Annotated in this window: 9 protein-coding genes and 1 pseudogene; all 10 read right to left on the reverse strand. The window is 46.7% G+C overall.

Annotation, left to right across the window (positions count from 1 at the left end; translation table 11 throughout):
• Window positions 1-335: 335 nt before the first annotated feature.
• Window positions 336-1,064: a glutamine amidotransferase gene (locus C557_RS0121625; RefSeq protein WP_018753944.1), complete on the reverse strand. Its 729-nt coding sequence runs from the start codon at window positions 1,062-1,064 to the stop codon at window positions 336-338.
• A 54-nt stretch (window positions 1,065-1,118) separates the two neighbouring features.
• The gene (locus C557_RS0121630; RefSeq protein ID WP_018753945.1) at window positions 1,119-2,429 is read right to left on the reverse strand and encodes an ArgE/DapE family deacylase; all 1,311 of its coding nucleotides are present in this window, start codon (window positions 2,427-2,429) and stop codon (window positions 1,119-1,121) included.
• Between the two features lie 78 nt (window positions 2,430-2,507).
• On the reverse strand, window positions 2,508-3,020 hold the full coding sequence (locus C557_RS0121635) for an ureidoglycolate lyase (RefSeq protein WP_018753946.1): 513 nt from the start codon (window positions 3,018-3,020) through the stop codon (window positions 2,508-2,510).
• A gap of 24 nt (window positions 3,021-3,044) precedes the next feature.
• A complete protein-coding gene (locus tag C557_RS0121640; protein WP_018753947.1) occupies window positions 3,045-4,076 on the reverse strand; it encodes an autoinducer 2 ABC transporter substrate-binding protein in 1,032 nt (343 codons plus the stop codon).
• A 5-nt stretch (window positions 4,077-4,081) separates the two neighbouring features.
• Window positions 4,082-5,032, reverse strand: coding sequence for an ABC transporter permease (locus C557_RS0121645; protein WP_018753948.1), 951 nt, complete (start codon window positions 5,030-5,032; stop codon window positions 4,082-4,084).
• Window positions 5,029-5,991, reverse strand: a complete 963-nt coding sequence (locus tag C557_RS0121650) for an ABC transporter permease (RefSeq protein ID WP_018753949.1) — start codon at window positions 5,989-5,991, stop codon at window positions 5,029-5,031. The genes C557_RS0121645 and C557_RS0121650 overlap by 4 nt, the downstream gene beginning before the upstream one ends.
• Window positions 5,988-7,499 carry a sugar ABC transporter ATP-binding protein gene (locus C557_RS0121655; protein WP_018753950.1) on the reverse strand — a complete coding sequence of 504 codons (1,512 nt, stop codon included), beginning with the start codon at window positions 7,497-7,499 and terminating at the stop codon, window positions 5,988-5,990. The genes C557_RS0121650 and C557_RS0121655 overlap by 4 nt, the downstream gene beginning before the upstream one ends.
• 112 nt (window positions 7,500-7,611) lie before the next feature.
• Window positions 7,612-8,538, reverse strand: coding sequence for a ribokinase (locus tag C557_RS0121660; RefSeq protein WP_018753951.1), 927 nt, complete (start codon window positions 8,536-8,538; stop codon window positions 7,612-7,614).
• An 18-nt stretch (window positions 8,539-8,556) separates the two neighbouring features.
• Complete coding sequence (locus C557_RS0121665) at window positions 8,557-9,570, reverse strand: LacI family DNA-binding transcriptional regulator (RefSeq protein ID WP_018753952.1); 1,014 nt, start codon at window positions 9,568-9,570, stop codon at window positions 8,557-8,559.
• Between the two features lie 466 nt (window positions 9,571-10,036).
• Window positions 10,037-10,233: pseudogene (locus C557_RS25635) on the reverse strand (group II intron reverse transcriptase/maturase); the annotation flags it as partial.

Consider the following 10,233-nt stretch of genomic DNA (forward strand, 5'->3'; position numbering starts at 1 on the left):
GCACCTGTATTTTAAGAGCAGTATGGACAATTCATTTCTGCCGCAAAAAAACAGCCCCCCTTTGCTTACGCAAAGGAGAGCTGTCTGCCTTGGATTCTCATCTATTCAATCAAACCAAACTCCTCATACACCTTTCGAGAAACAACACCTCCACCAACTCATGTTCGTAAAGAAGATGATCATTATATCCATATTCCGGCGATTTGGAGTTCTCAACTGTAATCGGAGGAGTTCATCGGTTGTCTTTTATTTCACGAAGCAAATATTTAATAGAACCCAATCCCCCGAGGGGATTGGGTTTCTAAGGTTAGGTAGTAGCCGATTCGATTCAGCCCCTATTTCAAATATTTAACCAGACCCGACCAAAATGCGGAGTAATGCTCCCACTCCATAAATTCCAAAGAGCCCCAGTGAGGCGAGCAGTCGCTGGCAAAAGCAGCGGTTTTCCCTTTCCCATAGCTACCGACCGTAAGGATGGCATCATCCTCATGGTTAAGCAACACCTTGGCATCAGGTTTGGCGGCGAGCTTGTTATAACCTAATAATCGTGGCCATTCCCCAAAGTCCACCAACGCATGCGCCTCTGTAACCACAGGAGCAAAGCCTTGCGGCATTTCAACCCGATCATCCCCATCCTGCATAATGACCGGCAGTACATCGGATAATACGGTATTGGCATAATTCGCCTTGCCCTCAATTCCCATAAAGGTTAAGTAACCGCCAACCATCAGCAGTCCTCCGCCTTCAGCTACAAATTGTTGAATATGATCCAGGGCATTCGGGATAATCTCCATTTGATAAAAGGTGGGGTTTTGCAGCAAGAAGGTATTTGCGCCCACATCACTAATTACAATGGCATCATAAGTCTTAAGCTCCTCAAGTGATCTGGGAAAACGAACCTGAACCTCATGAGCCGGCATATAGGTAACCTCAATCCCCTGCTCTCTCAGGCAGGACAATAGATAGGTGGCTCCTTCTTCATATTTTGTTGATGTAAAGCTATCATATCCCTTGGTATGGATCATATGGACCACCCAGGATTCGCCTACAAATAATATTTTCATGTTCGCTCTCCTCCGTGTCTGCACTCTGCGTATAGATATTGGCTTATGACTGAATTAAGCTTCCTCAACCCCACACCAGTCGATCGTCGTCTTTGCGATCATCTTCACAGCTTGAATAAGTTCCTCTACAGGTATGAATTCATCGCTGTGGTGCGCCAGGCTTGGATCGCCTGGACCAAAGTTAATGGTCGGGATGCCTACGTTAACAGGCCAACCCATGTCCGTATGGAAGCCCAGGCCCTCAATAGTGCCTTCTTCCCCAACAGCTTTCAAGGACTGTACACAGGTCTGGACAAATGGATGAGCTACGTCCGTTTCGGCGCAATCCGCGTCTACCATCCATTCAATTTCTGGCAGGTGCTCACTTAACCAAGGGTCCTGCATGGCCGTCTGGCGTACGAATTCAATCAATTCCTTCTTCACGTTTCCACCCACCAGCTTCTCATCGCGCTCTGATGGTAGATATTGCGCATTAAATACAATCTCTGCTTCATTAGCAAAGGAGGTTGGATATTCTCCGGCATTCATTTGTGCTACATGCACCTGACAGGGAATCGACAGATACGGGTGTGTCTTGGTCTCAGCCCAGCGTTCATTCAAGCGGTCAAAGGCGTCGAGTATGATCCGAGCCTTTTTGATGGCATCTACAGCCCCTCCATCCTTCCAGTCCGCTTGCGGCATCTCAATATGCCCACTGCGCCCTTGAATGCGGATTTTCCCCCACAGTATTCCTCTGCACAATGGGGCAATAGTAAGCGAGGTAGGCTCTGTTAGGATACATGCATCAGCGCGGTAGCCGTGGTGGATAAAATCCAGCGCGCCCATTCCGCCAGCTTCTTCATCCACAACGGTTCCCACAACAACGGGTCCCTTCAATTTCAAGCCACTGCGAAGCACCGCTTCAACAGCCATAATCATAGCTGCGACGCCGCCCTTCATATCCACTGTACCGCGACCGTACATCTTCCCATCAATAATTGTTCCCTCGAACGGGTCAACGGACCATTTGGACCCTGCCATCACCACATCAATATGCCCGAAAAGCAACAAGGATTTGCCCTCTGTTCCCTTACCGAATGTCCCGGCCAGGTTGGGGCGCCCTGTAAAGTCTCTGCCCGGATAATAACCTGCCATGCCTTCATATTGTTTTAGATCATCACTATGAGGCTCCCACATTTCGATTTCTGCACCAAGTCCCTCCAGCTTGGCGGAGATCAGTTGTTGCAGTTCCTTCTCCTTGGAGGGAGCGGGTTCGTCAAAAAACCATGGATTAACGCTGGGAATTTGAATGAGCTGCCGTAAAAAAGCAATAATATCATCCCGGTGCTCGTCGATCCAGTTCATTACTTGTTGTTCATGCGTCATGAGCTTCTCCTTGTAGGTAGTCTCCATCAGAATCCGTTCTGATGGAGTACCTTAGTTGTAGTAATAATAAAAGTTCTTCTACTTGAACCGAACAGTATTTCCTTCAATAAAATCTACCCATGGGTTAATCATCTCATCGCCAAAGGCATCCTTCTTCTTCTCTATCGCAAATAAATAACGTGCATCGTCACTTGCCGGGTATGCCGGACTATGCCACACCCCCCGGTTGATAATGATGGCTTGTCCGGGTTTAATCCGGAAGCACTTCACGGTATTTGGATCAGGCTGCTCCTCGGGATTGCTAATATCCTTGCAGAGGGCTACCGGCTGGATAATCTCCCGGTCAAAGGTGAGTAACAGTTCTTCCCGGCTCACATGCCGTTCCATCGCTGATACGATGAATTCACGCTGTCTGGTCTCTACTAGGCCAAATCCAATAGGCTCTGATACGTCCAGCATTTGGATATAACTCCAGCAATCCCACCCCTCCCCCTCTTTGGAAGGGGCGGTCGCCGGAATATCAACCACTTTACCGTATGGCGCAAAGCCTTCAGCGGTTAAGTTCTCTATCTGCACTTGAATTTCCATCATGATTTACCCTTTCAGCAGCCAGAATTAAAAATCGAAGCTGTCTACATTTTCTTTGGTGATTTCAAGCATTCCGATAAAAATATTTGATCCATCTACCTTCACAGGGCCCACATTCGGAATTTCCATCCCATCCTGAATCTCTTTTCCTTGCGCTAATTGATCCAGAACATAGACAGTCGTATAGGCAAGCTTCCCCGGATCCCAAATAATGCTCGTCTTCATCGTGTCATTTTTGATATAATTTTTCACTACACTGGGCACAGCGACGCCTGTAATTGCTACTTGGCCTTTCTCTATGGTCCCTGCATTTACTGCTTGTTCAACAACCTCTGCAGCAGCCGGGGGTTCGCCACCCGCAAAGCCTATAATTCCTCTTAAATCCGGATAAGTCTGCAGCAGATTCTGGGCATTGGCATATGCTTTCTGTTGATCATCATCACTTGATACGGTGGTAACCAGCTCGATGTCTGGATAATTAGCAGCAAAATAAGCCTTGGCAGCATCGGATTTGGCAATTTGATTTTGTGAACCGAGTCCGGCAACCATGAATGCTACCTTGCCTTTCCCACCTATTTCTTCACCAATGGTTTTTGCCAGGAGTTCCCCAACCTCTTCGTCAGTTGCAGGTGCTACGTAGTACTGACGGTCAGTATCTGGCGCATCACTGTCCCAGGTAACAATTTGTACATCCTGTTCTTTTGCCTTTTTGAATACGGGACCAACCGCTTTAGCATCATTGGGGGATACGCCGATTCCGCTTACCTTGCGTGTCAGCATATCCTGTATCATATTGATCTGCTTCGAGGAGTCTGCTTCAGTAGGTGCATTAAATACTACCTCTACTTTTAAATCTTCCGCTGCCTGTTTGGCCCCTTTCTCTGCGGCTGCCCAATAAGCAGGACCTATCGATTTAGGATTAATGAAGTAGGTTTTTGCTCCGGAAGCTGAGGAATCTTCACCTGCTCCTGCCCCTGTTGAAGTGTTTGCAGAGTTGCCGCAAGCAGCCAAGCTCAATGATAGCAGGCCTGTCAGTAATGCCAATGTCATTTTTTTCATAGGATTCACTCTCCACTAAATTTTTTATTGCTTACTGCAAGCAGTAGTAGCGCGCCTAAAATAACGGCCTGATACAACACGGAAACACCCAGCAAATTGAGTCCATTGCGCAAGAATACAATAATCAGTAACCCGACAAATGTTCCTGTAAGGCTTCCCCTCCCCCCGAAAATGTGAGTACCTCCTATTAAAGTAGCTGTAATAACATCCAGCTCTATATTGGTACCTGATGTCGCTTCGGCACTGGCCAGCCGCGAAACCAGAAATACACCCGCAATAGCTGAGAACAAACCGCTTAGCATAAAAAGTACGAAGCGAATACGAGTCACTGATATCCCCGAATAACGAACGACTTCCTCGTTATTGCCAATTCCGTACACGTAGCTGCCAAAACGCGTTTTGTTCATAAAGAAGTTAGCGATAAGAAACAAAATGACTAGCACAATAAAATTAAAGGGAATACCGGCAATATATTGTTGACCTAAAAAGTAGAAGGAGTCCGGAAATCCACTGATGGGCCTGCCTTCATTCATGACGTACACGAGGCCGCGTAACATGACTAGCATCCCTATGGTAACGACTATGGCCTGCATCCGGAATTTTGCAATAAGATAGCCATTAATAGCACCACACACCAAGCCCGCGATCAGACCAATCAATACACATACCCAGATGTTCAGGCCGTTTTCAAAGCCAATTCCCATGGCAACTGCAGAGAAGGCCAGGATGGAACCCACTGACAAATCCATGGCCCCCGAGATAATGATTAACGTCATCGGAATGGCGATAAGCCCAACCTCTACCATCTGATTTAGTACATTCATAAAATTAGTTACAGAAAGAAAATAGGGAGACAAGAAGCTAAATAAGACCAGAATGAACAATAACAGGAGCAATTGAACGGTTAATTTACTGGTCCGAAGTGAAAGTGGCAGCCGATCTATCCAAGCTTTCATATCAGATCCCCTTCCTTTCCTTTAGATTGCCTTGCCCTCTGCAGTGTATTGATAACGATGGCGAGTATGATCAGGAAACCCGTCGCCGCATCCACCCAAAACGGAGATACCTTGGCTAGAATCAGGCCATTCTTCACGATCCCCATAAAGAGAACCCCAAGCATAGTGCCTGCAATAGTGCCCACTCCGCCGAAAATACTTCCTCCGCCAATCAACACGGCAGCCATGACCTCAAAGGAAAGCGAATTGCCCGCCGTAGATGCCTGGACACTTCCCACCTTTGCTGCAAATATGACCGAAGCGATCCCCACTAACATGCCGGTAAAGACATAAACCATGAATTTGGTCCGAGCTGTATTGATTCCCGCCAGCTTCGCTGCAGAAGCGTTGCCGCCAACAGCATATATTCTTCGGCCTGCACGGCTATAGAGCAGGAGATAAACAAATACAGCGATCAATAATACGGCAACAAGTAGAGGGAATGAGATTCCCATAAAGGTACCTTGTCCAAAAAAGCGAAAACCTGCCGGGAAATTGTTCATCCACGTTCCCCCACTGATGCCAACGGCTACTCCGCGAAAAATGTACATCGTCGCCAGGGTGACAATAATGTCCGGAATCTTCCTGTAAGCAATGAAGTATCCATTCACCATTCCGCAAAGGACACCGATACCCACGCCCAGCATAGCGGCTATCCATGGGGTTATGCCTTGATTTAAAAATAATCCAACCGAGGTTGAGGTGACCGCCAGAACAGAACCAACCGATAAATCCATACCTCCTAGCAAAATGACCATCGTCATCCCAATCGCTACAATAAACATGGAGATATTTTGATCCAGAATAAGCTTGAAGTTATCAAGCTGGAAGAAATCAGGGGTAACAAGCGAAAATATGACAAGAACGAGTAAGGTAAAAATAAGAATAGGTGCTTCGTGTACACCGAGCAAACGTTTCATAACACGTCTCCTTCCATACGGGGGTGGGACGCTCGCTGCAGCAATTGCTCCTGATCCGCTTCACCGTGAGCAAATGCATGTACAATGTCGCCTTTGTATAACACCAATATTCGGTCACTCATCCCGATTACCTCAGGCATTTCAGAGGATATTAGCAGGATGCTTAGTCCCTCTTGGGCAAGCTGGTGTATGATGCTATAAATTTCAGCTTTAGCTCCCACGTCCACGCCGCGAGTAGGCTCTTCCAATATAAGAATATCGGGCTTGGCAGCGAGCCATTTGCCAATTACAACCTTCTGCTGATTACCTCCGCTTAAATAGTCTACGGTTTGCTCATCATGGGGCGCTTTAATCCTGAGCTTGTTCATATACTCTTGGCTCACTTGCTGGATGGCATTATTGTTTAATGCCAGACCTTTGGATAGATGAGGCAACAGTGGGAACGTGATGTTTTTGCGTATAGACATCGGCTTGATAATGCCTTGACGGTGTCTGTCGGGCGGGACATAGGCCAATTTGTGATCTTTTGCATCGCCTGGAGTAGCTATCTGAACGGGGTGGCCATGAATAGCGATCTCTCCGGTCCCCCGCTTAAGACCAAATAATCGCTGGGCTACCGTGTGAGAACCGGAACCTGGAATTCCGAACAGGCCGAGAATTTCCCCTTTTCTTAGTTCAAAGCTGATTTTGTGTTCGGCATCTAAGGATAGATCGCTTACCTTAAGGATGACCTCTTCAGCATGTGGCTGCTGGCGAGTCGGGTACAATTGCTGAACTTCCTTGCCAACCATCATCTGAATGAGCTGCTGCTCGGTGACTTCATCAATGCTTCGAGTATCGATCTTCCGTCCATCTCTAAGCACGGTTACCTTATCCGCAATTTCAAATATTTCCTTCATCCGATGTGAAACGTAAACAATGGCTACTCCCTGTGACCTTAAATGCTGAATAACTTCAAACATTTTTTTGACTTCATTTTCAGGAAGGGCGGCAGACGGCTCATCCATAATTAACACATCAGCCTTAAAGGAGAGGGCTTTGGCAATTTCAACCACCTGCTGGCTGTGCACACCCAGATGACGCACCTCCTGCCGGACGTCCAGCTCGCTGCCCCCGATGGATTTTATCAGCGCTTGAGCCTCTTCTATCATTTTGGACCATTTTATCCGACCGAAGGGCCCGGTCATTTCAGGCCGATCGATAAAGATATTTTCCGCTACAGAAAGATTCGAGAATAAGTTGAATTCTTGATGGATGATAGATACACCTTGACGCTGAGCATCAAGCGTACTGCGGAAAGCAGTCTCCTTCCCCTGGAGCCTGATCGCGCCCTTTGTAGGAGCATACACGCCGGAGAGGATTTTCATAAGTGTCGACTTTCCCGCACCATTTTCGCCCATTAAGGCATGAACTTCCCCTGGAAAGAGTTCAAAATCGACCGATTCCAAGGCCTTTACCCCGGGAAACTCTTTGCTGATGCCTTCCATAGTTAATACAGGTCGATTCATCTAAATCCCTCCTCTTAATCATTTGGATAACTTTAACAAGACCAAGCGTTAATAGAGCAAAGTTAAAGGCTGTGAGGCATTCTTCCTCAGGAAGAATGTCCTTAGTAGTCAATTATTGGTTTCTTGCTTCTACTTGGGTAAGGAAGGAACGAATGCTGCTCTCCACAGGTATGGAATGATAGGCGCCGGCAGCGGACACGGCCAGGGCAGAGGCGGCGGTTGCATAGCGAAGGCTTTCCTTTAGCTCATTACCGCCAAAATAGCTGGCGATGAATGCGCCGATAAATGTATCACCGGCAGCCGTAGAGTCGACCGAAGGCACAGTAAATGCGGGAGTTTCAATCCAAATTCCGGTCCGATCCAGATAGATCGAGCCCCTGCTGCCCAACGTTATAATCACATGTGGCGTGCCTTGCTCCAATAAGTATTGCGCCGCTTGCCGAGCTGCATCGAAACTGTGTACCGGCATCCCGGTAAGTTCCTCCGCCTCCACCTCATTGACAATGAGATAAGTAATTTGACTAAGCAGGTTGCGATCAAAACCAGTCATGGGAGCCGGGTTTACGCACACAGGAATCCCTGCTGCGCTGGCCAATTGAAGTACCTTGACATTAACTTGTCCCGGAATTTCATTTTGCAATAGAATCACATCGTAATCAGACCCGTTTATCTGTCTAACCTCTTGTTCTTCATATCTATAATTTGCTTCCGGAGACAAAATAATGTGGTTCTCTCCTGAGTCGTTTATCGTAATGAGTGCCATTCCGGTTGGCCCTTGCTTGGATACGATATATTGGGTATTGATCCCATCCTTCTCCAATACTTCACGTATATTCTCAGCAAAGACATCTGTCCCAAGCGCTCCTGCCATAGCCACCTTTGCCCCGGACCGGGATGCCGCGCAGGCCTGATTCGCTCCTTTTCCGCCAATGTGAAAGTCAGTACCTATGCCGTGAATGGTTTCGCCAGGCTTAGGAAGCTCTTTAACCCTTGTTACAATATCCATGTTCATGCTGCCTACAACCAGAATGTTGGACATCGCCCTCTCTCCTATCTGCTACCTCAGCTTTTTGACTGACCCGCGTTTGATTAGCTCTACATCAAGTACTACCTTTCTCAACTTGGACGGCTCGTTCGTATGCCCCTTGATCTTTTGAATAAGAATTTCTGTTGCACTAACCCCCATCTCTCTTGTAGGCCTGCTTACAATGGTGACCTGAGGCTGGACAAATTGAGCAAGCTCATTATCATCAAAACCGATTAACGAGATATCCTCGCCAATAACCAGGTTCAAATCCCGAACAGCTTTGATCACACCTTTGCATATGACGTTGTTCGCTGCAAAGATTGCAGTGGGTGGTTGCTCAGAACGCATAAGCTCTGTGGCAAATCGATATCCATCTTCCTCCTGCCATTTGCCTTGCTTATGGTATTCCGGCGCGGGCCTGATCCCACTCTCATGCAGAGCCTGATGATAACCCCAATAACGATCCTTGCCATCATTAAAATCATGTGAGCCGTCAATGATCGCTACTCGTTCGTGTCCAAACTCTACGAAGTGCTTAACCGCCTCATAAGCTCCGCGAAAGTTATCAATGACTACACCATCATGTCCGCAGTTATTGATATAACGATCCACCAATATGGCAGGCTTGCGGATATTTCTATAAAAGTTGGCTTCCTTATGAGTTCCGATTAAGATGATTCCGTCGACATTTCGCCCTAGGAAGCCCTCAAAGAACTCTTCTTCTTCAGCCTCATCCCCATAGGTTGAAACCACCAGAGTAGAATAGCCTTCCTTCTTGGCTGCTTCCACAGTGCCACCAATAACAGCGGTGTAAAATGGGTTCTGGATGTCCGGCACGACAACGGCAAGCATATGAGTTTTTTTGTTAACCATCGAGGCTGCCATGGCGTTAGGTACGAAGTTGACCTCCTCAATAATTTTTAAAATTTTCTTTCGTGTTGCATCGCTTACTCGATCCCGTCCGTTGATGGCTCGAGATACGGTAGCCACAGAAACATTAGCCATTCGTGCGATATCCTTAATCGTTATTTCTTTGTCCTCCATCGTCCCACCCTTGTCATAACGTTTACGCAAAATCCAGGCGTTTAACCATGTGGATATTTATAAAAACATCTTGTCATTTGCAAAAACGTTTACTCAATTTCTGACTTCATTTTAGTACAGCTTTTTCAGGATTACAATAGATTTATTTAAAAAAACAAAAATAAAAACGCTTACAAAATGAATACATTACATTATTATGTTAGGTATTTGGGTTTATATGGAATATATTTAAGACTAAATATTTTATCATGTTATGTTATATGACAAATTGCAAATAGAAAAATAGATAAAATTAGAAATTGCTACGCTTGCAAAGTGTGGATTTTTAGAGAGGTGGATATGGAGTAAAAACGTTTACGCAAATCTGATTTATACACTGAGTAAAAAATCGAGTAGGAGGGGGCGGCAAGCCCCCGTCCTCTCACACCACCGTACATGCGGGTCCGCATACGGCGGTTCCAAAAGGTTAACAAAGCTCTAAGTAACGTGAAAGCAAACTTTTCAGCCCTCTCGCTTCCCAGTAGGAAGTGGGAAGGGCATTATTTGTGTTCCGAGACATTTCCCATGCGCCTCGCCGCGAGTTTGCCATCCTAAAGCAGGCCCATTCGGGTACTCCAAGCGCTCGGAGTTCGCGGATTCGTGTGCGTACTCGTTTCCACTGTT

The sequence above is a fragment of the Paenibacillus sanguinis 2301083 = DSM 16941 genome (assembly GCF_000374825.1).
Lineage (GTDB): Bacteria > Bacillota > Bacilli > Paenibacillales > Paenibacillaceae > Fontibacillus > Fontibacillus sanguinis.

Excerpts from the sequence above, each read along its gene's own strand:
- C557_RS0121655 (WP_018753950.1), bottom strand. The coding sequence starts at position 7,499 with ATGAATCGACCTGTATTAACTATGGAAGGCATCAGCAAAGAGTTTCCC.
- C557_RS0121660 (WP_018753951.1), bottom strand. The coding sequence starts at position 8,538 with ATGTCCAACATTCTGGTTGTAGGCAGCATGAACATGGATATTGTAACA.
- C557_RS0121645 (WP_018753948.1), bottom strand. The coding sequence starts at position 5,032 with ATGAAAGCTTGGATAGATCGGCTGCCACTTTCACTTCGGACCAGTAAA.
- C557_RS0121650 (WP_018753949.1), bottom strand. The coding sequence starts at position 5,991 with ATGAAACGTTTGCTCGGTGTACACGAAGCACCTATTCTTATTTTTACC.
- C557_RS0121635 (WP_018753946.1), bottom strand. The coding sequence starts at position 3,020 with ATGATGGAAATTCAAGTGCAGATAGAGAACTTAACCGCTGAAGGCTTT.
- C557_RS0121640 (WP_018753947.1), bottom strand. The coding sequence starts at position 4,076 with ATGAAAAAAATGACATTGGCATTACTGACAGGCCTGCTATCATTGAGC.
- C557_RS0121630 (WP_018753945.1), bottom strand. The coding sequence starts at position 2,429 with ATGACGCATGAACAACAAGTAATGAACTGGATCGACGAGCACCGGGAT.
- C557_RS0121625 (WP_018753944.1), bottom strand. The coding sequence starts at position 1,064 with ATGAAAATATTATTTGTAGGCGAATCCTGGGTGGTCCATATGATCCAT.
- C557_RS0121665 (WP_018753952.1), bottom strand. The coding sequence starts at position 9,570 with ATGGAGGACAAAGAAATAACGATTAAGGATATCGCACGAATGGCTAAT.